The sequence below is a fragment of the Microbacterium sp. B35-30 genome, assembly GCF_010634855.1.
GTDB lineage: Bacteria > Actinomycetota > Actinomycetes > Actinomycetales > Microbacteriaceae > Microbacterium.
On sequence record NZ_MWLQ01000056.1, the window covers coordinates 1 to 23,031 of the forward strand.

Here is a 23,031-nt window from a genome sequence, read left to right on the forward strand (position 1 = left end):
GAGGCATCCAGGGATCTTCTGCGTGTCAGGCGCGAGCGGTGAGCTTCTCGAGCTCTTCGGCGACGAGGAACGCCAGCTCGAGCGACTGCATGTGGTTGAGGCGCGGGTCGCAGAGCGACTCGTAACGCGTCGCGAGTGCGGCCTCGTCGATCTCTTCCGACCCGCCGAGGCATTCGGTGACGTCGTCTCCGGTGAGCTCGACGTGGATCCCGCCCGGGAAGGTGCCGACGGCCCGGTGCGCGTCGAAGAACCCGCGCACCTCGTCGACGACGTCGTCGAAGCGCCGCGTCTTGTAGCCGGTGGGCGTGGTGATGCCGTTGCCGTGCATCGGGTCGGTGACCCAGAGCGGGGTGGCTCCCGAGTCGCGCACGGCCTCCAGCAGCGGTGGCAGCGCGTCGCGGATCTTGCCCGCGCCCATGCGCGTGATGAAGGTGAGGCGGCCGGGCTCGCGGTTCGGGTCGAGCTTGTCGATGAGCGCCAGCGCCGTCTCGGGCGTCGTCGTCGGTCCGAGCTTCACGCCGATGGGGTTGCGGATCTTCGAGAAGTAGTCGACGTGCGCGCCGTCGAGGTCGCGCGTGCGCTCCCCGACCCACAGGAAGTGCGCCGACGTGTTGTACGGCGTGCCGGTGCGCGAGTCGATGCGCGTCATGGGCCGCTCGTAGTCCATGAGCAGGCCCTCGTGGCCGGTGTAGAACTCGACGCGCTTCAGCTCGTCGAAGTCGGCGCCCGCGGCCTCCATGAACTTGATCGCGCGGTCGATCTCGGTCGCGAGACGCTCGTACTGCTGGTTCGCGGGGTTCTGTGCGAAGCCCTTGTTCCAGGAGTGCACCTCGCGGAGGTCGGCGAAGCCGCCCTGCGTGAACGCGCGGATGAGATTGATGGTCGACGCGGCCGTGTGGTACCCCTTCAGCAGCCGCTGCGGGTCGGCCTGGCGCGAGCCCTCGGTGAAGTCGTAGCCGTTCACGATGTCGCCGCGGTAGGCCGGCAGCGTCACATCGCCGCGCGTCTCGGTGTCGCTGGAGCGGGGCTTCGCGAACTGACCCGCCATGCGGCCCATCTTCACGATCGGCATCGACGCGCCGTACGTGAGCACCACGGCCATCTGCAGCACCGTCTTGATCCGGTTGCGGATCTGCTCGGCGGTAGCGCCCGCGAAGGTCTCGGCGCAGTCGCCGCCCTGCAGCAGGAACGCGCGGCCGGAGGCCGCACGGGCGAGGCGCTCGCGCAGGTTGTCGACCTCACCGGCGAAGACCAGCGGGGGCAGAGTCGCGAGCTCTGCGGATGCCGCAACCGCCGCCTCGGCGTCATACCACTGCGGCTGCTGCTTGATGGGCAGGGTCCGCCAGTGGTCGAGTGCGTCGAGCTGCTGAAGCATCCCTCGAGTCTAGCCGTGGCGGAGTCGGCGCCGGCGCCGCGTGACGCCCGTTCGCCGGGAGGTCAGCGACTCTTCTTCTTCTTGAGGCGATCCTTGACCGACGACGCGTAGACGTCCTCGTATTCCTGCTCCCCCAGCCGCTGCAGCGCCACCATGATCTCGTCGGTGATCGAGCGCAGGATGTAGCGGTCGCCTTCCATGCCGGCGAAGCGCGAGAAGTCGAGCGGCTCGCCGACCACGATGCCGACCCGCACGATGCGCGGGACGGTGGTGCCGATCGGCATCATCGTGTCGGTGTCGACCATCAGCACGGGCACCACCGGAACGTGCGCTTCGAGCGCCATGCGCGCGATGCCGGTGCGGCCGCGATACAGCTTCCCGTCGGGGCTGCGGGTGCCCTCGGGATAGATCCCGAGCAGATCCCCGCGGCCCAGCACCTGAAGACCCGTGTTGAGGGATGCCTCGGAGGCCTTACCGCCGGTGCGATCGATCGGAATCTGCCCGGTCCCCTTCATGAACATCCGGGTGGCCCAGCCCTTGAGGCCTTTGCCCGTGAAGTAGTCGCTCTTGGCGAGGAACGACATCGGCCGGTCGATCATGAGCGGCAGGAACACGGAGTCGATGAAGGAGAGGTGGTTGCTGGCGAGGATGGCGGCCCCTTCCGCGGGGACGTTGCGGCGGCCGACGATCCACGGGCGCCAGATCGCCTTCACGATCGGCCCGATCACCACGTACTTCATCAGCCAGTAGAACACCGCTACGCCTCGGTCCCCGCGAGGTCGGCGGCGCCGATGAGGCCCGCGTCGTTCACGAGCCTCGCGATCGCGAAGGTCGCGATGGGGCGGTCGCCGTAGCCTGGGAGCGAACGCTCGTACGCCACCCGCATGGGCTCCAGCAGCGCGTCGCCGAGCTGGGCGACGCCGCCGCCGATGACGAACAGCTCGGGGTCGAGCACGGCCTGGAAACCGCCGCACGCCTCGCCGAGCGCGGTGGCGACGCGGCGCAGCGCCTCGGCGGCGCCGGGGTCGCCGGCGAGGACGAGTCGCGACACGGCCGGTCCGCTGATCGAGCCGTGCTCCGCACGGTGGGCCGCCAGCGCGGCGCCGATCCCGTCCGCGTCGGCGATCTCACCGGCCTCGCGCTGCAATGCGCGACCGGAGGCGTACTGCTCGAGGCATCCGTGCTGACCGCAGCCGCACAGTCGTCCCTCGCGGATGAATCGGATGTGGCCGAGCTCGGCGGCGATGCCGTGCCCGCCGCGGAAGAGCTTGCCGTCCAGCACGATGGCCCCGCCGACGCCCGTGCCCATGGTGAGCATGATCATGTGGTCGACTCCGCGTCCGGCGCCGAAGCGGAACTCGGCCCAGCCGGCGGCGTTCGCGTCGTTCTCGATGGTGACCGGAAGGCCGATGCCGTCCTCGAGCGTCGCCTTGAGCGGCTCGTTGTGCCAGTCGATGTTCGGCGCGTGGATGACGGTGGCGCGGTCGCGGTCGATGAAGCCGGCAGCCGCGACCCCGACGGCGGCGACGTGGTGCGCCCCTCGGAAGTAGCGCGCCATGTCGACGACGGCCTGGGCGAGCGCGTCGGTGTCGGTCGGGGTGTCGACGCGGAGCTGCTCGACGATGTGGCCGTCTTGATCGACGACGCCTCCCGCGATCTTGGTTCCGCCGATGTCGATGCCGACCTTGAGCACGATCTCCCTCTCCGGCCGCCGCACGTACGACAGCGCCTTGCAGTCTATCCAGGCGGTCCTCGTCCACAGCCCCATCGGCGGGGAGGTGTCAGCCGATTAGACTCATGTCAGATCCGCCCGGGATTCACTCGTCCGGTACCGAAGGAGCTGCCGTGGTCCAGTTCGAAGTCCCTGCCATCGTCCCCGCCGATCCGCAGGCAAACATCACCGACCTGCTGGTCGAGCGCGTCAAGGCGACGCCCGACCGGGCATTGTTCGCCGTCCCTGATGGCGAGGGGTGGCGTGACATCAGCGCGGCCGACTTCCAGAAGCAGGTCATCGCGCTCGCGAAGGGGTTCGTCGCCGGTGGCCTCGAGCCGGGCGACAAGGTCGGCTTCATCGCCCGCACCACCTACGATTGGACGCTGGTCGACTTCGCGCTGTTCTATGCCGGTGCGGTGATGGTGCCGATCTACGAGACCAGTTCGACCGGGCAGATCGCGTGGAACCTCACCGACTCCGGCGCGATCGCACTCATCACCGAGTCGCCGGAGCACAGCGCCCGCTTCGCGGAGGCGCGCAGCGAGCTTCCCCTCATCCGTTCCGCGTGGGAGATGCACAGCGGCGACCTCGACCGGCTGATCGCCGAGGGCGCGGGCGTCTCCGACGACGAGATCGAGCGGCGACGCAACATCGCCAACGGCGCCGACATCGCCACACTCATCTACACGTCGGGCTCCACCGGCCGCCCCAAGGGCTGCGTGCTCACCCACAGCAATTTCGTCGAGCTCACCCGCAACGCGACGCTGTCGAACCAGGAGGTCTTCGCCACCCCGGGCGCGTCGACCCTGCTGTTCATCACCACCGCGCACGTGTTCGCGCGGTTCATCTCGATCCTGAACATCCACGCCGGGGTCAAGACGGGGCACCAGCCCGACACGAAGCAGCTGCTGCCGGCGCTCGGCTCGTTCAAGCCCACGTTCCTCCTCGCAGTGCCGCGCGTGTTCGAGAAGGTCTACAACTCCGCCGAGCAGAAGGCCGAGGCGGGCGGCAAGGGCAAGATCTTCCGCGCTGCCGCGCACACGGCCGTCGAGCACTCGCGGCTGCAGCAGGAGGGCAAGAAGGTCCCGCTCGGCACGAAGATCAAGTTCGCGCTGTTCGACCGGCTGGTCTACAGCAAGCTCCGCACCGCCATGGGCGGGAACATCGCCTACGCGGTCTCGGGCTCCGCCCCGCTCGGACCCCGGCTCGGCCACTTCTTCCACAGCCTCGGCGTCACGATCCTCGAGGGCTACGGCCTCACCGAGACCACCGCCCCCGCCTCGGTGAACCAGGCGCGCAAGTCGAAGATCGGCACGGTCGGGCCGGTCATCCCCGGTGTCGGCATCCGCCTCGGCGACGACGGCGAGATCCAGGTGCGCGGCGTCAACGTGTTCAAGGAGTACTGGCGCAACCCTGAGGCCACGGCCGAGGCGTTCGACGGCGACTGGTTCAAGACCGGCGACCTGGGTTCCTTCGACGATGAGGGCTTCCTCACGATCACCGGCCGCAAGAAGGAGATCATCGTCACGGCCGGCGGCAAGAACGTCGCCCCCGCTGCGCTCGAGGACCCGATCCGCGCCAACCCGATCGTCGGCCAGGTCGTCGTGGTCGGCGACCAGAAGCCGTTCATCGCGGCGCTCATCACTCTCGACCCCGAGATGCTGCCGGCGTGGCTGTCGAACAACAGCCTGCCGGCCGACCTGTCGCTGACGGATGCGGCGAAGAACGAAGCGGTGCGCGCAGAGATCCAGCGAGCGATCGATCGGGCGAACACGACCGTGTCGCGCGCTGAGTCGATCCGCAAGTTCACGATCCTTCCCACGGAGTGGACGGAGAGCAGCGGTCACCTGACGCCGAAGATGAGCATCAAGCGCAACGTGATCCTCGCCGACTTCGCGGGCGACGTCGAGGAGATCTACGCCGTCCCCGTGAACACGTCGAACGTCTCGCTCCCGTAACACGGCGATGGATGCCGGAAGCCCCGGGCCCTCGAGGGTCCGGGGCTTCGTCGTGTCCCTCGCGCTGCCGCGTCCGCCCTCCGGCCGTCCCGCGCTCCACCCACCGCGAAAAGCCGGGCCGATAGCGAGACACGCCGGGCCAAGGCATCCGTCACCGGCGTGTCGCCGTGACCGGCCCGACTTTTCGCAGCGGACGGGCTCAGGAATTGCCCGTCGCGCTGCACGCCTGGGCGTCAGAACCAGTCGGACTCGCGGATCTCGCGCATCGCGACGCGGCGCTCTTCGGGCGTCAGCCGCTCCAGGTAGAGCATGCCGTCGAGGTGGTCGGTCTCGTGCTGCAGCGCCTGGGCGAGCAGCCCCTCCCCCTCGAGCACGATCTCGTTGCCGTCGAGATCCATCCCGACGACCTTCGCACGCGGGTAGCGGACGGCTTCGTGCCAGAGTCCCGGCACCGACAGGCACCCCTCGCCGATCGCCGCGGGCTCTCCCGAGACCTCGACGAGGACGGGATTCAGCACGTACCCGATGTCGCCGTCGATGTTGTAGCTGAAGGCGCGCAGGCCCACGCCGATCTGCGGCGCCGCGACGCCAGCCCGACCGGGCAGCTCGACGGTGTCCACCAGGTCGCGCACGAGGGCGCGCACGCCGTCGTCGACAGTTTTGATCGGGGTGCTGACCGACTTCAGAACGGGGTCGCCGAAGACACGGATGGTACGAACAGCCATCTGATGCCTCAGGCTGCCGGACTGAGCGAACGAAGGCCCTCGACCACGGTGGCGGCGAGCTCGCGCGCCGCGTCCCGCGTGGCGGGCTGCAGCTCGCGGAACACGATGGCGCTGCCGGCCGCGATGTGCGCGTCATACGGCACCCGCACCACCGTCCGCACGCGCGTGCGGAAATGCGACTCGAGCTCGTCGAGCTGCACGAGCGGATGCCCGGGCCGCGCGTTGTTGAGCACCACGACGGCGTTGCGCACCTTGTCGGAGTAGCCGTTCGTCTCGAGCCACGTCAGCGTCTCGGACGCCAGGCGTGCCTCGTCGACGCTGAGACCTGCGACGATCACGAGCTGGTCGGCGAGGTCGAGGGTGGCGCCCATGACGGAGTGCACGATGCCGGTGCCGGTGTCGGTGAGGACGACCGAATAGTAGTGCGCGGCGAGAGCCGCGACATCCCGGTAGTCGGCGTCGTTGAACGCCTCCGAGACGCGGGGGTCGGAGTCGGAGGCGACGACGTCGAGGCGGGTCTCGTCACGCGCCACGATGTTGGACAGGTCGTTGAAGCCGACGACGTCGCCGCTGATACGCACGAGGTCGCGGACGGTGCGGCCGCTGTCGCGCGAGATGCGCTCGGCCAGGGTGCCGCGGTCGGGGTTCGCGTCGACCGCGATCACGCGGTCGTCGCGCGCGCCGGCGAGAGCCATGCCGAGCAGCGTCGTCACAGTCGTCTTGCCGACTCCGCCCTTGCGGGAGAGCACCGGCACGAAGCGCGCGCCGCCGGCAAGCGGCGCCGCGATGCGGCGGTCGAGCTCCTTGCGGGCCTTCGCGCGCTTGCTGTCGCCGAGGTTGATGCGCCGGCCCGAGATCGAGTAGACGAAGTGCTGCCAGGCGCCCTCAGGCTCCGGGCGCACCACCTGATGCGGGTCCAGCAGCCGATCCGCGGTGAGAAGGTCGGCGGTCTCACGGTCGCCCTCGAACTCGCCCAGGCGCTTCGACGTGAGTGCGACGTCGGAGCGGGCGAACGGAGCCCGCTCCACGGCCGAGCGCTCCACGACCGGCTGGGCGCCGGTGTGATTCGCCGCCCGACGGGTCGCCGGGGTCGAGCCGGCGGCGGTCTTCGCCGCCGCGGCGCTCGCAGAGACGGACGGCGGTGCGGGCGACTTCGGTGCGGGGGATGTCTTGGGGGCGGATGCCGCGGCCGCGGCATCCGTCTTGCCGGCGTCCTTGCCGGCGTCCTTGCCGTCGTCGGCCGGGGTCTTGGCGATCATGGGCTCCTCCGCGGTGTCGTCGGTCGCGATGACATCGTCTCCCGTCGGGGCGTTCTCCGCCAGGGCGGCTTCGCCTTCGACATCGTCGATGCCCTGGGCGAGGATGAGGTCGAACTCGGTGGGATCGAACTCCTCGTCGAACTCCGCGTCCTCGAACTCGGCGACGTCGAAGTCCACGACGTCGAACTCGTCCTCCGCGGAATCGACGGCTGCGGCCGGTTCAGCGCTCGCCCCGGGCTCCGCCTCGGCCGAGACCGAGACGGGCACATCTTCGGCCGGCGCTGGTGCTTCCGCCGCAACCTCGGCCTCGGCAGCGGGCTCCTCGTGCAGGTCGGCGGCGTCCTCGACGATCACCTCGCCGTGGCGGTCCTGCGGCTCCTCGGCCGGGAGCGCCTCGAGGACCTCATCCGCGTCGGCGATGTCCTCCACCGGCGGGGCCGGCGCGAAGCCCTCGCCCTCGACCGTCCACTCCTCGAGTTCTGCGGGCGTCTCCACGATCTCGGCCTCGGCGGTCTCGAGGGGATACTCGTCGGCCGGCACGGGGGCGATGACGGGAAGGTCTGCGTCCGCCGGGATCTCGATGACGAAGGGCACCTCGTCGTCGATGACATCGTCGTCGGCGAGGTCGTCCTCGGACTCGGACGGCAGTTGGACGTTCACCTGCGCCGTTGCACCGCCCAGGATGCCGAGACCGGTCGTGTCGATGCTGCCGGTCTCGGAGAGCACCCCGTTCTCGGGTTCGTCGGGCGTGTGTTCGGTGCGATCGGGCGTCACTGCGAAGTTCTCCTGGGAAGACGGCGCCTGTGAGGCTGCCGGGGGCGCATATTCGGGCGTATGCCGCCCTCCAGGCTACTGGGCCGGACGGATCACGACCAAAAGGTCGCCCGCATCGACCTGTGCGGTCGCGGCGATCGCGAGGCGTTCGACGACGCCGTCGACCGGCGCGGTGATGGCCGCCTCCATCTTCATGGCCTCGATCGAGGCCACCGGCTGCCCGGCCGTCACCGTGTCGCCGACGGCCGACTTGAGCGTGACGACCCCCGAGAAGGGTGCAGCGACCTGTCCCGGCTTCGAGGTGTCGGCCCTCTCGGCCGGGCGCGTCTCGACCTTGATGCTGCGGTCGCGAACGAATACAGGCCGGAGCTGGCCGTTGAGGGTCGTCATCACCGTCCGGAAGCCCTTGTCGTCGGCCTCGCCGATCGCCTCGAGTCCGACGTACAGCTGTACGCCCGGGTCGATCTCGGCGACGTGCTCCTCCCCCGGCTTCAGGCCGTAGAGGTAATCGGGTGTGCCGAGCGCGGTGAGGTCGCCGTACGCCTCGCGGTTCTTCTCGAACTCGCGCGCCGGGCCGGGGAACAGCAGCCGGTTGAGCGTGCGGCGGCGGAGAGCCGTGTCGCCGGCCAGACCTTCGTGCTCCTCGCCTGTGAGCGGCGGCACCTCGATCGAGACCGTGCGGCCCTCGAGCACCTTGGTGCGGAAGGGCTCGGGCCAGCCCCCGGGCAGATCGCCCAGCTCGCCCGCCATGAACCCGACCACCGAGTCCGGGATGTCGTAGTTCTGCGGGTTCTCCTCGAAGTCGGCGGGGTCGGCACGCACCGCTACGAGCGCCAGGGCGAGGTCGCCGACGACCTTGGACGAGGGCGTCACCTTCGGGATGCGGCCGAGGATGCGGTCGGCGGCCGCGTACATGTCCTCGATGAGTTCGAAGTCGTCGGCGAGGCCCAGCGCGATCGCCTGCTGGCGGAGGTTCGAGAGCTGTCCACCCGGGATCTCGTGGTGGTACACGCGGCCCGTCGGCGAGGCGAGCCCGGACTCGAACGGGCGGTAGAGGTGGCGCACGGCCTCCCAGTACGGTTCGAGGTCGGCCACCGCCTGCAGACTGAGGCCGGTGTCGCGGTCGGTGTGCGCGAGCGCGGCCACCAATGCCGAGAGCGAGGGCTGGCTGGTGGTGCCCGACATCGGTGCGGCGGCAGCATCCACCGCGTCGACGCCCGCAGCGCTGGCCGCCAGGAGCGTCGCCAGCTGACCACCGGCGGTGTCGTGGGTGTGCAGGTGCACCGGCAGGTCGAAGTTCTCGCGGAGCGCCGTGACGAGCTTGGCGGCGGCAGCGGGACGCACGAGTCCGGCCATGTCTTTGATCGCCAGGATGTGCGCTCCGGACTCGACGATCTGCTCCGCGAGGCGGAGGTAGTAGTCGAGCGTGTAGAGCCGCTCCGCCGGATCCAGCAGGTCGGAGGTGTAGCAGAGCGCAACCTCCGCGATGGCGGTGCCCGTCGAGCGCACAGCGTCGATGGCCGGGCGCATCTGCGACACGTCGTTGAGCGCGTCGAAGATGCGGAAGATGTCGACGCCGGTGGCCGCGGCTTCGCGCACGAAGGCGTCGGTGACCTCGACGGGCCGGGGCGTGTAGCCCACCGTGTTGCGGCCGCGCAGCAGCATCTGGATCGGGATGTTGGGCATGGCTTCGCGCAGCGCCTCGAGGCGCTCCCACGGGTCTTCCGCAAGGAAGCGCAGCGCCACGTCGTAGGTGGCACCGCCCCACGCCTCGACCGACAGCAGCTCGGGCGTCATGCGCGACACGTGCGGGCCGACCCGCACCAGGTCGCGGGTGCGGACGCGGGTGGCCAGCAGCGACTGGTGGGCGTCGCGGAACGTCGTCTCGGTGACGGCGAGTGCGCTCTGCGCGCGAAGAGCACGGGCGAAGCCCTCGGGGCCGAGCGCGCGCAGCTTCTCGAGCGTTCCCGCCGGCGGTGCGGCGGTGAGGTCGATGTCGGGCAGCTTGCTGCCCGGAGAGACCGACAGCGGCTTGTCGCCGTAGGGCCGGTTGACGGTCACGTCGCCGAGCCAGTTCAAAAGCTTGGTCGCCCGGTCCCGTGACGGGTTGCTGGTGAGCAGCTGGGGGCGCTCGTCGATGAACGAGGTGCTGACGTCGCCGGCGACGAACGCCGGGTCGTCGAGCACGGCCCGCAGGAACGGGACGTTGGTCGAGACGCCGCGGATGCGGAACTCCGCGAGCGCCCGGCGTGCACGGGCGACGGCGGCCGGGAAGTCGCGGCCGCGGCACGTGAGCTTCGCGAGCATCGAGTCGAAGTGCGGGCTGATCTGCGAGCCGGCTGCGGTCGTGCCGCCGTCGAGCCGGATGCCGGCGCCACCGGGCGAGCGGTACGTGGTGATCCGGCCGGTGTCGGGGCGGAACCCCTGCGACGGGTCCTCGGTCGTGATGCGGCACTGGAGGGCTGCTCCGCGCAGCTGGATGCGGTCCTGCGTCAGGCCGAGCTCGGCGATCGTCTGCCCGGCGGCGATGCGCATCTGCGACTGCACGAGATCGACATCCGTCACCTCCTCGGTCACGGTGTGCTCGACCTGGATCCGCGGGTTCATCTCGATGAACACGACCTCGCCGGTGCGGGGGCCGGCCGTCTCCAGGAGGAACTCCACCGTGCCGGCGTTCTCGTAGCCGATCGACCGCGCGAAGGCGACGGCGTAGCCGTGGAGCGCGTCCCGGACGGCGGGGTCGAGGTTGGGCGCGGGTGCGATCTCGATCACCTTCTGGTGACGGCGCTGCACCGAGCAGTCGCGCTCGAACAGGTGCACGGTCTCGCCCGTCGCGTCGGCGAGGATCTGCACCTCGACGTGGCGGGGCCGCTGCACCGCCTGCTCGAGGAACACGCGGGCGTCGCCGAAGGCGCTCCCGGCCTCGCGCATCGCCTCGGCCAACGCCGGGGCGAGCTCTTCACGGCGCTCGACGCGCCGCATCCCGCGTCCGCCACCGCCGGCGACGGCCTTCACGAAGATGGGGAAGCCGATGTCGTCGGCCTGGCCGAGTAGGACGTCGACGTCGTCGGACGCCTCGGTCGAGCGCAGCACCGGCACGCCCGCGGCGACGGCGTGGTGCTTCGCGGTGACCTTGTTGCCGGCCATCTCCAGCACCTTCGCGGGCGGACCGATGAAGGCGATGCCGTTCTCGGCCGCCTTCTCCGCCAGATCGGGGTTCTCCGACAGGAAGCCGTAGCCCGGGTAGATCGCGTCCGCTCCGGCATCCTTCGCCACGCGGATGATCTCGTCGACGTCGAGGTACGCGCGGACGGGATGCCCCTTCTCGCCGATCTCGTACGACTCGTCGGCCTTCTGCCGATGCAGCGAGCCGCGGTCTTCGTAGGGGAACACCGCGACCGTGCGGGCGCCCAGCTCGTATGCGGCGCGGAAGGCCCGGATGGCGATCTCGCCTCGGTTCGCGACCAGGATCTTGCGGAACATTCGACCTCCGTGTGCGGCGGCGCAGGCGGGCCCGGGGAACAGGCTGAGTGTGCTCTCAGCCTAGGGGACGGTAACGTGGTGCCTTGTGCACGTCCTATCCGTCAGCTCGCTCAAGGGTGGGGTCGGCAAGACAACCGTGACTCTCGGACTCGCGTCGGCGGCATTCGCCCGCGGTGTCCGCACGCTCGTCGTCGACCTCGACCCGCAGTCCGACGTATCGACGGGCATGGACATCCAAGTCGCCGGTCGACTGAATGTCGCCGATGTCCTGGCCAACCCGAAGGAGAAGACGGTCCGTCAGGCCATCACCTCCAGCGGTTGGGCGAAGGTGCATCCGGGCACCATCGACGTGATGATCGGCAGCCCGTCTGCGATCAACTTCGACGGCCCGCACCCGAGCGTCCGCGACGTCTGGAAGATGGAGGAGGCGCTGGCGACCATCGAGGCCGACTACGACCTCGTGCTCATCGACTGCGCGCCCTCGCTCAACGCTCTCACGCGCACCGCGTGGGCGGCGTCCGACCGCGTGATCGTCGTGACCGAACCCGGCCTCTTCTCGGTGGCCGCCGCCGACCGCGCGCTCCGCGCGATCGAAGAGATCCGCCGCGGTCTCTCCCCCCGCCTGCAGCCGCTCGGCATCGTGGTCAACCGCGTGCGCCCGCAGTCGATCGAGCACCAGTTCCGCATCAAAGAGCTGCGCGACATGTTCGGCCCCCTCGTACTGAGCCCGCAGCTGCCCGAGCGCACCTCGCTCCAGCAGGCGCAGGGCGCCGCGAAGCCCCTGCACATCTGGCCCGGCGACTCGGCGCAGGAGCTCGCGGCCGACTTCGACTCGCTGCTCGACCGCGTCATGCGCACCGGTCGCATCCCGGTGGCGGAAGACACGCGCCCCTGACGATGACGGATGCCGGTGGCACCGGCATCCGCTCTGTGATCAGCCTCCTCAGCTGATGGTCACTTTGTATAGATCGTGCACCAGTCGGTGATCACGACTTGCTATTCGCCGCGCGATCGCTGAACATATCGCCATGGCATCGATGACGCTGCACCCTGACAGCCTCGCCGTGCACGCCGGCCGCGACGATCTCGCGAGCCTCGGCGTCCACGCACTCCCCCTCGACCTCTCGTCGACCAATCCGCTGCCCGGCATCGACCTCGGCGGCATGTCCTACGAGGTGCTGGCGACCGGCGGCCACCCGTTCGAAGGCGGCTCGAACGTCTACGCCCGGCTGTGGAATCCCACGGTCGCCCGGTTCGAAGAGGCGCTCGCCCGCCTCGAGCACGCCGAGGAGGCGGTGGCGTTCTCGTCCGGCATGGCCGCGGTCACCGCTGTGCTGCTGGCGCTGACGCACGAGTCGCAGCGCCGCCACGTCGTGGCGGTCCGCCCGCTCTACGGCGGCACCGACCACCTGCTGGCATCGGGGCTGCTCGGCGTCGAGACGACGTTCTGTGCGCCAGACGCCGTCGCGGCGGCGATGCGGGACGACACGGCGCTTGTTGTACTCGAGACCCCGGCCAACCCGACGCTCGAACTCGTCGACATCGCCGCCGTGGTCGCGGCGGCGAGCGACGTGCCCGTCCTGGTCGACAACACCTTCGCCACGCCGGTGCTGCAGCATCCGCTCGATCTCGGCGCCGCACTGTCGCTCCACAGCGCCACCAAGTACCTCGGCGGCCACGGCGACGTCGTCGGTGGCGTCGTCGCCTGCGACGCACGGCTCGCCGCGGCCCTGCGCCGCACGCGCGCCATCACCGGCGCCATCATGCATCCGCTCGCGGCCTACCTGTTGCACCGCGGCCTCGCGACGCTGCCGGTGCGCATGCGGGCGCAGCAGGAGGGCGCACGCGTCGTCGCCGACTGGCTCGCTACGAGGGACGAGGTCGCCCGCGTGCACTTCCCCGGCTTCGCGGCGAGTGACCCACAGGGTCTGGTGGGCACGCAGCAGGCAGGCCCGGGCGCGATGATCGCGATCGAGCTCGCCGGCGGGTTCGCGGCGGCGTCGTCGCTGACGGCAGCGGTCGAGCTGTTCACCCACGCGGTGTCGCTGGGCAGCGTCGACTCGCTCATCCAGCACCCCGCGGCACTCACTCACCGGCCAGTCGCGTCGGAGGCCAAGCCGTCGGACGCTCTGGTGCGGCTTTCGATCGGTCTCGAAGACCCCTCCGACCTCATCGCCGACGTGGCTCAGGCGCTCACCGCGAGCGCCGAGGCGCGAGACAGCGTGGAGACGGCGCGGGCGTGAGTCAGGCGGTGCGGGCGGCGCGGCGTACCGCGAGCTCGTCCATCGCGTCGAGCTTCTCGACCTCGAACTCGACGAGCTCCGACTCGACTTCGCGCAGCACCTTGCCGACCGCGATGCCGAACACGCCCTGACCGCGGCTGACGAGGTCGATCACTTCGTCGTTCGACGTGCAGAGGTAGACGGAAGCGCCGTCGCTCATGAGGGTCGTGCCCGCGAGGTCGCGGATGCCGGAGGCACGCAGCTGGTCGACGGCGGTGCGGATCTGCTGCAGCGAGATGCCGGTGTCGAGCAGACGCTTGACCAGCTTCAGCACGAGGATGTCGCGGAAGCCGTACAGCCTCTGGGAGCCGGACCCGCTGGCGCCACGGACGGTCGGCTCGACGAGCTCGGTGCGAGCCCAGTAGTCCAGCTGCCGGTACGTGATGCCGGCGGCCTTCGCAGCCACCGCGCCGCGGTAGCCGACCTCGTCGTCCATCGCGGGAAGTCCGTCGGTGAAGAGGAGTTCGGCGCCGAACGGCTCACCTGCGGCCAGGTCTCCGGTCATGCTCGTTCCCCCCTCCGGAATCGAATACCTCAACGCTAGATCAGCCTCCCCCTCGCGGCAATGACATCCGCTGTTCGGAGGGCGGCGTGTCGCACGCTTCCCTCCGGCGGGCTCTCCGCCGACGGCACTCCCGCCGCGTCAAGAGAGCATGCGGTCGAGCGCGGCACGCACGAAGATCGCGCGTACGTCGTCGAGGCGTCGGGTCAGTTCGGGGGCCAGCTCGCCGGCGCGACCTCGGGACGAGGCATCCGTCCGCCGCAGCAAGGGAGCGAGGGCCGACTCGACGAGCGCGACATCGCGCTCGGCGCTCTGGCGCAGCGCGCGGACGTGACGGGGCTCGATGCCGTGGCGGTCGAGGGCGACGAGCGCGCGCAGCAGCGTGACGGACTGGTCGGTGTACGAGTCGGCACCCGCGATGATGCCGGTGCTGATCGCGTCGTTGAGCAGCTGCGGGGCGGCTCCGGCGGCAGCGAGCATCTCATCCCGGCGGTAGCGACGCGGTGCGGGAACGATCGAAGGCGGCGGCACCGCCGTCGGCGTGGCCGGATCTCGGCCGGCGTCGACGTCTTCGAGGTAGTCGCGGATGACCGACAGCGGCAGGTAGTGGTCGCGCTGCAGCGTCAGCGCGAGCCGCAGCCGCTCGAGGTCGTCCTGAGAGAACTTGCGGTAGCCGGACTCGGTGCGCAGCGGCGTGACGATGCCCTGCACCTCGAGGAAGCGCAGCTTGCTGGACGTGAGGGACGGGAACTCCGGCGACAGTCGCGCCAGAACCTGCCCGATGCTGAGAAGACCCGCGGACGACGCCCTTTCACGGGCGGAAGCCGCGGGCATCAGGCGTCCGCCGCCCGGGCGAGGTCGGCCGGTGAGACGAAGAAGTTGAGGCGGAACTTTCCGACGCGCACCTCGGCGCCGTTGGTGAGAGCGGCCCTGTCGACCCGCTCGCCGTTGACGTAGGTGCCGTTGAGGGAGCGCTGGTCGACCAGTTCGAAGGTCGTGCCCGAGCGCGTGATCTCGGCGTGGCGGCGCGAGACGGTGACGTCGTCGAAGAAGATGTCGGCTTCGGGATGCCGCCCCACGGTGGTCACGTCGGAATCCAACAGATAGCGGGCGCCTGCGGTGGGTCCCGAACGGACCAGCAGAAGCGCGGCACCGGACGGGAGCGCGTCGATCGCGTCGAGCTCCGCATCGCCGAGCTCGCTGCCGAACGGCACGAAGGACAGATCGGAATCGTGGCCGAACGTCTGCGTGGTGTCGGCGGCACGGTCTGACTCGTGCGCGTCGGCTCCTGCAGCGCGGCGGATGTCGCCCTCATCGGGTCGGCGGTCGTGCTCCACGGTTTCCTCCTCTGCTCGGCCAGCCTATCCGATCACCCTCGGCTCGGAAGAGGCCGTTTTGCGGTTCGCGGGGGCCGGTGGTCGGCACCGGTACCCCGGTGAGCTCCGGCACGGCGGCGCGCTGACGCCCGGCCGGAGCGCCCCCGAAACGGCGGCTCCCGCAATGTTTCGCCGCGTGTCACCCGAGATGCCTTGACAAGCGTGCCCCCCTAGCCTGGCAGGACCGCAGACGATTCGTCGCATGAGAAGGAGAACATCGTGTCCAGCCCGCACAGCCACATCCCGCCCCTCCAGGTGCGTGAGCGTGCGGCGTGCATGTGCGACCGCGGTGCCAGCTGCTCCTCGTTCGCTCCCGGTCACGCCCTGCACCTGATCCAGGCGCGCCTGGCTGCGGCCACGCCGTCGGAATGGGCGGACGCGATCGTCGAGGAGTCCGATGAGCGATCCGGCTTCGTGATCGTGCGGACGCTGACGGACGCGACGTCGATCGTGCTGTGGAACGGCGTCGGCGCCGCTGCGTCGGCGACGCCCGGCACGCCCGTCGCACTGCACGAGCGCTATCACGTGCTCGCCGTCGGCGGCACGCGCTACAACGTCCTCCGCGCGGAGCTCGTCGAAGCCTGAGGCCTCGCCGCGATCCGGGCGGCCCGTGCGCGATCGCACGCGCACGAGTGAGAGAAGGCGACGGGCCTCAGCCCATCGCCATCATCGAGTTCTTCATCGCCATGCAGGCGTCCATGCACGCCTGGCAGGCCTGAGCGCACATCTTGCAGACCTCGCTGTGGTCGGCGTGCTCCATGCACTCGTCCATGCACAGCTGGCACATCGCGATGCACGCGTCCAGCATCGACATCATGGTGGCCGGGTTCATGCCCTGCATGCGCAGCATGGACCGCATCATGGTGTTGCACATGTCCGCGCAGTTCATGCACGCCGGGGCGCACGACATCATCTGGGTGGAGCACACCGTGCATGCCTGCTCGCAGGCCGAGCAGGCGTCCATACAGGCCTGCATCACCGACATGTCCATCGTGTCCATGCCGGGCATCGACATCATGTCCTTCGACATGGCGTCCATCATCATGGAGTCCATCTGCCCACCTCGCTTCTCTGGGTTCGTCCGCGAGCAGGAGTGCCCGCCTGCGGCTCAGGCTACTCGCGCGACGGCGCCGTTTGAACCCTCGGCGAGGCTCGATCGAGCGTTGTCACAAGGAATTCACAAACCCGTCCGGGCGCGACCGCTCCCGCCCCCTCGTGCGAGGGAACGGGAGTCGTCGCCAGCCGTCAGTCGTGGGCTGCCGCCCAGAAGATGGCCTGCGCCGCTTGGCTCATCGCGCCCTTCGGGTGCGTCCGGAAGCGCGCGCCCGCCCGGGGTTTCCGCTCGCCTCGCTGCGAGCGGATGGACGAAACGCACCGGCTAGGCTCGATCGGGTGGAAGCCCTTCGACCCCGCGATTCCCTTCTGACCCACCGTTTCGCGCTCGTCGCGGCCGTGCTGCTTGTGGCGTTCACGATGCTGCTGGCACCGGCATCCTCCGCCCACGCGCACGATGAGCTGCTGGGCAGCGACCCGGCCGCGAACGCCACGATCGACGCACTTCCCGGCCAGCTCACGCTCACCTTCAGCGCCGCGATCGCTGACGACGAGGGAGCCTCGGTCGTGGAGGTGACGGATGCCGCGGGCACGGCGCTCGCCGTCGGCACGCCGACCGTCCGCGACAACCTCGTCACCCAGGCGCTGTCGGGCGAGGCATCCGGTGCCGTCAAAGTGCTGTGGAAGGTGGTCTCGAGCGACGGCCACCCCATCTCGGGCGAGTTCTCGTTCACGGTCACCGCAGCGCCCACCCCCACGGCCGCCCCCACCGAGACCACCGCACCCAGCCCGAGCGCCACCGCCGCGCCCAGCGAGACGGCGACGCCCACCCCGACGGTGACGAGCGAGCCCGCCGCGTCAGACGGGTCGAGCGCGCTCCCCTGGGTCATCGCCGGTGTACTCGCCCTCGCGCTGATCGGCGCCGTCGTCTACCTGCTGGTGTCGCGTTCGCGGCGCGAGAAGGCACTCGCCGACGCGGCTCAGGGCACCGCCGACGACCCCTCGCAGCCCGGCTCCCCGCCCTCAGCCGACCACTAGGCTGGAAGCATGCCTCACTACGACGTCGCCATCCTCGGCGCGGGGCCCGGCGGGTACGTCGCGGCCGTCCGTGCTTCTCAGCTCGGCCTCAAGGTCGCGATCATCGAAGAGAAGTACTGGGGCGGTGTCTGCCTCAACGTCGGCTGCATCCCCTCGAAGGCACTGCTCAAGAACGCCGACCTCGCGCACCAGTTCCACCACAAGGCCGATCTCTTCGGCATCTCGGGTGACGTGCACTTCGACTTCGGGGTCGCGTGGGATCGCAGCCGCAAGGTGGCCGACACCCACGTCAAGGGCATCCACTACCTGATGAAGAAGAACAAGGTCGACGAGTACGAGGGGCGCGGGTCGTTCACCGGCCCGAACGCGATCCGCGTCGCCAAGGCCGACGGCTCGACCGAGGATGTCACCTTCGACAACGCGATCATCTCGACCGGCTCGAAGGTCCGCCTGCTCCCGGGTGTGCAGATCGGCGGCAACATCGTCACGTACGAGGAGCAGATCCTCGCCCGCGACCTGCCGCAGTCGATCGTCATCGTCGGCGCCGGCGCCATCGGCATGGAGTTCGCCTTCGTCATGGTGAACTACGGCGTCAAGGTCACGATCATCGAGTTCCTCGACCGTGCGCTGCCCAACGAGGACGCCGACGTCTCCAAGGAGATCGCGCGCCAGTACAAGGGCTACGGCGTCGACATCCTGACGTCGACCAAGGTCGAGACCGTGAACGACCAGGGCGACAAGGTCACCGTGACCTACACCGCCAAGGACGGCTCCACCGGCTCGATCGACGCCGACAAGGTCATGATGTCGATCGGCTTCGCCGCCAACGTCGAGGGCTTCGGCCTCGAGAACACCGGCGTCAAGCTCACCGACCGCGGTGCCATCGACATCGACGACCACATGCGCACGAACGTCCCGCACATCTACGCGATCGGCGACGTCACCGCCAAGCTGCAGCTGGCCCATGTGGCCGAGGCGCAGGCCGTCGTGGCGGCCGAGACGATCGGCAAGGCCGAGACCATGACGCTCGGCGACTACCGCATGATGCCGCGCGCGACGTTCTGCTCGCCGCAGGTGGCCTCGTTCGGCCTCACCGAGCAGCAGGCACGCGACGCCGGCTACGACGTCAAGGTCGCGAAGTTCCCGTTCTCGGCGAACGGCAAGGCCAACGGCCTCGGCGAGCCCATCGGCTTCGTCAAGCTCATCGCCGACGGCGAGCACCTCGAGCTGCTCGGCGGTCACCTCATCGGCCCGGACGTCTCTGAGCTGCTGCCCGAGCTCACGCTCGCGCAGAAGTGGGACCTCACCGCCCTCGAGGCCGCCCGCAACGTCCACACGCACCCGACGCTGTCGGAGGCCGTGCAGGAGGCCTTCCACGGCCTCGCCGGTCACATGATCAACCTCTGATCAGCGCCCGACGTCGAACGCCCCGGACCTTCTCGAAGGTCCGGGGCGTTTCGTCTCGTCGCTGGCGCTCCTCGCTCAACGACCGGGATCCCTGTTCCGTCGCGAGCGAAGCGAGACGACACGCGTCCTCACCGGTCGTCGAGCGAGCGAAGCGAGACGACACGCGTCTTCACCGGTCGTTGAGCGAGCGAAGCGAGACGAAACGCGTCCTCACCGGTCGTTGAGCGAGCGAAGCGAGACGAAACGCGCGACGACTCGTCATGCTCCGAGCGTGCGGGCGAGTTTGGAATCGGATGCCGCTTCCCGGCCGCCGACGGCGTGCACGGCTTCTTCGGCGGCGGCGAAGAGCGCGGCGCGCTCGTCCGCCGACGCGGGGGCGGCGGACCCGAGCTCGAACTCCCATTCGCGCCAGGTGCGCTCCACGCCGCCGCGCTCATCGGTCGCCCGGACACGGTCGTCGACGAACTCGGCCACGACGCCCCCGTCGGCGTTCTGGAGGGCATAGGCGGTGCGCTGATTGCGGATGCGCGCGATCGGGGTCAGTGACGCGGCAGTCGCCGCCGCCGGAAGGGCGTCGGCGACGGCATCCGGAATCCCCTCCCCCGTACCGAGGGGCCAGTGCAACTCGACACGACCGCCGTCGGCGCCCCGCGGGCCCTTGATGTGCCAGCCCTCGTCAGGGCCGCCGGTGCGGCGGCGCACGGCGTAGCCGGCGTGCGCGAGGGTGAGGTCGTCGCTGTCCAGGTACACGGCATCGAGCTCGCGCGGCTCGGCCGCGCCGACGGACGACACTCCGGGCAGACCCGACCAATCGGGCAGCGGGGTGTCGTCGTCGACGTCGAACTTCAGCTCGACCTCGAGCGAGCTGGTCGGGCGGGTGGGATCGGCGTGGTGCTGGTCAGCGTCGCTCACGTGCGGTGTCGCTGTAGGGATCGATGTCGTCCTCGGCCTCGAGGAACCAGAACTCGGCCTCGGTCGGCCCATCGCCGTCGCCCGTGTTCTCGGGCGCGCCCTTGCGTTCGTAGACGACCTGCGTCTCGCTGTAGGGAACGATCAGACGGTCGAGGTCGGGATCTTCGAGCGGGAGGAGCTGCCCGTCGAGCGGGCCTCCGTGCAGTCGTGCGATGGCCATGGGCCCCAGCGTAGCCCCGGAGCGGCGCCCCGACCCGCACTTGCGGATCGCCGCGAGACATGTCAGGCGTACGGCTGCTCGCGTACCGGCCCGCGTCGGTGCACCTGCGCCGTTCCGCACCGCCCGCGCCCCGGCATCCGTGCAAGCGCTTCCAGCTTGTGCCCCTAGAATCGCGAGCGTGAAGGCCATCCGAACATTCACGGTCCGCCCTGTCCTCGCCGAACCCCTCGCCCCGCTCGATCGCCTCGCCTCGAACTGGCGATGGTCGTGGAGCCGCGCGACCCACGCACTGTTCGCCTCGATGGATCCCGTCCTGTGGGAGGAGATCGGCGCGAACCCCGCCCGCATGCTGGGCGCCCTGGGTCAGTCGCGCCTGGACGAGCTCGCCCGTGACGACGAGTTCGTCGCGCGCGTCCGCGACGAGGATGAGCGCCTCACCGCCTACCTTGGCGGCGACCGCTGGTTTCAGCGGCTCGAGGGCGACAAGCCGGCGCACATCGCGTACTTCTCCCCCGAGTTCGGCGTCGACGGGTCACTGCCGCAGTACTCCGGCGGGCTCGGCATCCTCGCGGGAGATCACCTCAAGAGCGCGTCCGACCTGGGCGTGCCCCTGACCGGTGTCGGCCTGTTCTACCGTGCCGGCTACTTCCGCCAGTCGATCGGCGACGACGGCTGGCAGCGCGAGAGCTATCCGCTGCTCGACCCCTACGGCCTCGGTCTCACGCTGCTGCGCGACCGCGACGGCGCACCCGTCGAGATCACGCTCGAACTGTCGGGCGACCGTCGCCTGCACGCGCGCGTCTGGGTGGCCGACATCGGCCGCATCCCGCTGCTGCTCCTCGACTCCGCGACGCCGTCGAACACCGACGAGATGCGCCGCGTCACCGACCGCCTCTACGGCGGCGGCGGCGAGCACCGTCTGCTGCAGGAGCTACTGCTCGGCGTCGGCGGTGTACGGGCGGTGCGGGCCTTCTCGGACCTCACCGGCCGCCCCAGCCCCGACGTCTTTCACACGAACGAAGGCCACGCCGGATTCCAGGGTCTGGAGCGGATGTCGGAGCTCATCATGCACGACGGCCTCGACTTCGACGAGGCCCTGGCGCAAGTGCGAGCGGGCACGGTCTTCACGACGCACACGCCGGTGCCGGCCGGCATCGACCGCTTCTCGCGCGAGCTCATCGCGAACGTCCTCACGAGCGGGCTCTTCCAGGGCCTGGACGCGGGACGCGCGATCGCGCTCGGCCTCGAGACGTGGGACGGCGGCGACCAGGGGGTCTTCAACATGGCCGTCCTCGGCCTGCACCTCGGCCAGCACGCCAACGGCGTCTCGGTGCTGCACGGCGAGGTGAGCCGCGGGATGTTCGGCATGCTGTGGCCCGGCGTCGACACCGACGAGGTGCCGATCACGTCGATCACCAACGGCGTCCACGCTCCGACCTGGGTGCACCCCGCACTCAAGGCCGTGAGCGAGCGGGCGTGGGGCGACGCTCATACCGACACCCACGACTGGACCGATCGTGCCTCCGTGACGGATGCCGAGCTCTGGGGCGTGCGTCAGCAGATGAAGGGCGGGCTCGTCGCCGAGGCGCGGCGGCGGGTCGCGGCGTCCCACGGCAATGGCCACACCCCGTCGTGGGTGGAGGATCTGCTCGACCCGGAGGTGCTCACGATCGGCTTCGCGCGACGCGTGCCGACGTACAAGCGGCTCACGCTGATGCTGCGGGACCCGGAGCGGCTCACGCGACTGCTGACCGACCCCGAGCGGCCGGTGCAGATCGTCATCGGCGGCAAGTCGCACCCGGCCGACGACTCGGGCAAGATCCTGATCCAGCAGCTCGTGCGGTTCAGCCGCGATCCGAAGGTGCGTGGGCGGATCGTGTTCCTGCCCGACTACGACATCACCCTCGCGAAAGACCTCTACCCCGGCTGCGACGTCTGGCTCAACAACCCGCTGCGCCCGCTCGAGGCGTGCGGCACGAGCGGAATGAAGGCCGCGCTGAACGGAGCGCTGAACCTCTCGATCCTCGACGGCTGGTGGGACGAGTGGTACGACGGCCAGAACGGCTGGGCCATCCCCACCGCCGACACCGCCGCGAACGACGAGGAACGCGACGACGTCGAGGCTGCGGCCCTCTACGACCTCATCGAGCACCAGCTCGTGCCGAAGTTCTACGAGCGGGAGGGCGGCATCCCGACCGCGTGGCTGGGCATGGTGCGCCACACCATGACCGAGCTGGGCAAGAAGGCCACGAGCGACCGCATGGTGCAGGACTATGTCCAGCGACTGTACGTGCCGGCGGCCGCTCACGATGTGGCGCTGCGCGCCGACGGGTTCGCCCAGGCGCGCCAGGTGGCCGCGTTCGTCGTGCGCGTCCGGAGCGCCTGGGGCCGGATCTCGATCGCGAGCGTCGACAGCTCGGGCATCCCGGCGCAGGCGCAAGCCGGCGACGTGCTCGAAGTCCGCGCCGACGTCCGTCTCGACGGGCTCTCCCCCGACGACGTCGCGGTCGAGCTGCTGTACGGCCGCACCGACCAGGACGACGCGCTCGCGAGCCAGCACTCCGTGCACCGCCTCTCCCCCGCCGACGGGGTGGACGGCGTCCGCACCTTCACGGGCACCCTGCCGCTCACCGTGACGGGCACGTTCGGGTACACCATCCGCGTGCGTCCCACGCACCCGCAGCTGGTGTCGCCGGTCGAACTCGGGCTCGTCACCTACGCCTCGTAGGACGCGAATCACGGATGCCTCGGCCCGTCGCATTCGTGCGGTCCAAGGCGTTTCGTCTCGGTCGCTGGCGCTCCCTCGCTCAACGACCGAGGCTCTTGCCCGGTCGTTGGGCGAGCGAGGAACGACCGAGGCTCTCTTGCCCGGTCGTTGAGCGAGCGAGGAACGAGCGAGACGAAACGCCCGTGCACGGCGTCGTCGAGTAATCCGAGCGTTTCGTCTCGGTCG

At 69.9% G+C, this 23,031-nt stretch carries 19 protein-coding genes; 7 read left to right on the forward strand and 12 right to left on the reverse strand.

The genetic code is table 11. The features are described from left to right. Positions 1–25: 25 nt before the first annotated feature. The 3 genes from B2K11_RS19705 to B2K11_RS19715 all read right to left on the reverse strand — a co-directional run bounded on the left by B2K11_RS19705 (position 26) and on the right by B2K11_RS19715 (position 3,068). Positions 26–1,375 (reverse strand): 3-deoxy-7-phosphoheptulonate synthase class II, encoded by a 1,350-nt coding sequence (locus tag B2K11_RS19705; protein WP_163620797.1) that lies wholly within the window; start codon positions 1,373–1,375, stop codon positions 26–28. 62 nt (positions 1,376–1,437) lie between these two features. After that, complete coding sequence (locus tag B2K11_RS19710; RefSeq protein WP_163620798.1) at positions 1,438–2,130, reverse strand: lysophospholipid acyltransferase family protein; 693 nt, start codon at positions 2,128–2,130, stop codon at positions 1,438–1,440. Positions 2,131–2,132: 2 nt separating this feature from the next. Then, positions 2,133–3,068 carry an ROK family glucokinase gene (locus B2K11_RS19715; RefSeq protein ID WP_163620813.1) on the reverse strand — a complete coding sequence of 312 codons (936 nt, stop codon included), beginning with the start codon at positions 3,066–3,068 and terminating at the stop codon, positions 2,133–2,135. Between the two features lie 152 nt (positions 3,069–3,220). Between B2K11_RS19715 and B2K11_RS19720 the strand changes: the two genes are divergently transcribed. Next, complete coding sequence (locus tag B2K11_RS19720; RefSeq protein WP_204260207.1) at positions 3,221–5,047, forward strand: AMP-dependent synthetase/ligase; 1,827 nt, start codon at positions 3,221–3,223, stop codon at positions 5,045–5,047. Between the two features lie 233 nt (positions 5,048–5,280). On the opposite strand, the gene def is transcribed toward B2K11_RS19720, so the two are convergent. The 3 genes from def to B2K11_RS19735 form a co-directional block, all read right to left on the reverse strand. Further along, entirely contained in the window at positions 5,281–5,772 is a 492-nt protein-coding gene (def, locus tag B2K11_RS19725; protein WP_163620800.1) for a peptide deformylase, read from the reverse strand. Between the two features lie 8 nt (positions 5,773–5,780). Beyond that, positions 5,781–7,805: a MinD/ParA family protein gene (locus B2K11_RS20540; protein WP_204260208.1), complete on the reverse strand. Its 2,025-nt coding sequence runs from the start codon at positions 7,803–7,805 to the stop codon at positions 5,781–5,783. Between the two features lie 75 nt (positions 7,806–7,880). Further along, positions 7,881–11,288 (reverse strand): pyruvate carboxylase, encoded by a 3,408-nt coding sequence (locus B2K11_RS19735; RefSeq protein WP_163620801.1) that lies wholly within the window; start codon positions 11,286–11,288, stop codon positions 7,881–7,883. 85 nt (positions 11,289–11,373) lie between these two features. Here B2K11_RS19735 and B2K11_RS19740 point away from each other — a divergent pair, with 85 nt between their 5' ends. Further along, positions 11,374–12,183 carry a ParA family protein gene (locus B2K11_RS19740; RefSeq protein WP_163620802.1) on the forward strand — a complete coding sequence of 270 codons (810 nt, stop codon included), beginning with the start codon at positions 11,374–11,376 and terminating at the stop codon, positions 12,181–12,183. Between the two features lie 133 nt (positions 12,184–12,316). Continuing rightward, positions 12,317–13,531 (forward strand): aminotransferase class I/II-fold pyridoxal phosphate-dependent enzyme, encoded by a 1,215-nt coding sequence (locus B2K11_RS19745; protein ID WP_163620803.1) that lies wholly within the window; start codon positions 12,317–12,319, stop codon positions 13,529–13,531. Position 13,532: 1 nt separating this feature from the next. On the opposite strand, the gene B2K11_RS19750 is transcribed toward B2K11_RS19745, so the two are convergent. From B2K11_RS19750 to B2K11_RS19760, 3 genes are all read right to left on the reverse strand, one after another. Next, positions 13,533–14,075 carry a MerR family transcriptional regulator gene (locus B2K11_RS19750; RefSeq protein ID WP_163620804.1) on the reverse strand — a complete coding sequence of 181 codons (543 nt, stop codon included), beginning with the start codon at positions 14,073–14,075 and terminating at the stop codon, positions 13,533–13,535. Between the two features lie 138 nt (positions 14,076–14,213). After that, positions 14,214–14,906 (reverse strand): MerR family transcriptional regulator, encoded by a 693-nt coding sequence (locus B2K11_RS19755; RefSeq protein ID WP_163620805.1) that lies wholly within the window; start codon positions 14,904–14,906, stop codon positions 14,214–14,216. Next, on the reverse strand, positions 14,906–15,409 hold the full coding sequence (locus B2K11_RS19760; protein WP_163620806.1) for an FHA domain-containing protein: 504 nt from the start codon (positions 15,407–15,409) through the stop codon (positions 14,906–14,908). The genes B2K11_RS19755 and B2K11_RS19760 overlap by 1 nt, the downstream gene beginning before the upstream one ends. Before the next feature lie 258 nt (positions 15,410–15,667). Here B2K11_RS19760 and B2K11_RS19765 point away from each other — a divergent pair, with 258 nt between their 5' ends. Next, the gene (locus B2K11_RS19765) at positions 15,668–16,033 is read left to right on the forward strand and encodes a hypothetical protein (RefSeq protein WP_163620807.1); all 366 of its coding nucleotides are present in this window, start codon (positions 15,668–15,670) and stop codon (positions 16,031–16,033) included. A gap of 67 nt (positions 16,034–16,100) precedes the next feature. Here B2K11_RS19765 and B2K11_RS19770 read toward each other — a convergent pair whose 3' ends face one another. Beyond that, positions 16,101–16,502, reverse strand: a complete 402-nt coding sequence (locus B2K11_RS19770; RefSeq protein ID WP_163620808.1) for a hypothetical protein — start codon at positions 16,500–16,502, stop codon at positions 16,101–16,103. Positions 16,503–16,840: 338 nt separating this feature from the next. Here B2K11_RS19770 and B2K11_RS19775 point away from each other — a divergent pair, with 338 nt between their 5' ends. Beyond that, positions 16,841–17,539: a copper resistance protein CopC gene (locus tag B2K11_RS19775; protein ID WP_239526281.1), complete on the forward strand. Its 699-nt coding sequence runs from the start codon at positions 16,841–16,843 to the stop codon at positions 17,537–17,539. A gap of 9 nt (positions 17,540–17,548) precedes the next feature. After that, positions 17,549–18,946 carry a dihydrolipoyl dehydrogenase gene (gene lpdA, locus B2K11_RS19780; RefSeq protein WP_163620809.1) on the forward strand — a complete coding sequence of 466 codons (1,398 nt, stop codon included), beginning with the start codon at positions 17,549–17,551 and terminating at the stop codon, positions 18,944–18,946. Between the two features lie 258 nt (positions 18,947–19,204). On the opposite strand, the gene B2K11_RS19785 is transcribed toward lpdA, so the two are convergent. Further along, complete coding sequence (locus B2K11_RS19785; RefSeq protein ID WP_239526283.1) at positions 19,205–19,858, reverse strand: CYTH domain-containing protein; 654 nt, start codon at positions 19,856–19,858, stop codon at positions 19,205–19,207. Continuing rightward, a complete protein-coding gene (locus B2K11_RS19790) occupies positions 19,845–20,078 on the reverse strand; it encodes a response regulator (protein WP_163620811.1) in 234 nt (77 codons plus the stop codon). The genes B2K11_RS19785 and B2K11_RS19790 overlap by 14 nt, the downstream gene beginning before the upstream one ends. Positions 20,079–20,256: 178 nt before the next feature. On the opposite strand from B2K11_RS19790, the gene glgP reads away from it, so the two are divergent. Then, the gene (gene glgP, locus B2K11_RS19795; RefSeq protein WP_163620812.1) at positions 20,257–22,806 is read left to right on the forward strand and encodes an alpha-glucan family phosphorylase; all 2,550 of its coding nucleotides are present in this window, start codon (positions 20,257–20,259) and stop codon (positions 22,804–22,806) included. Positions 22,807–23,031 lie beyond the last annotated feature (225 nt).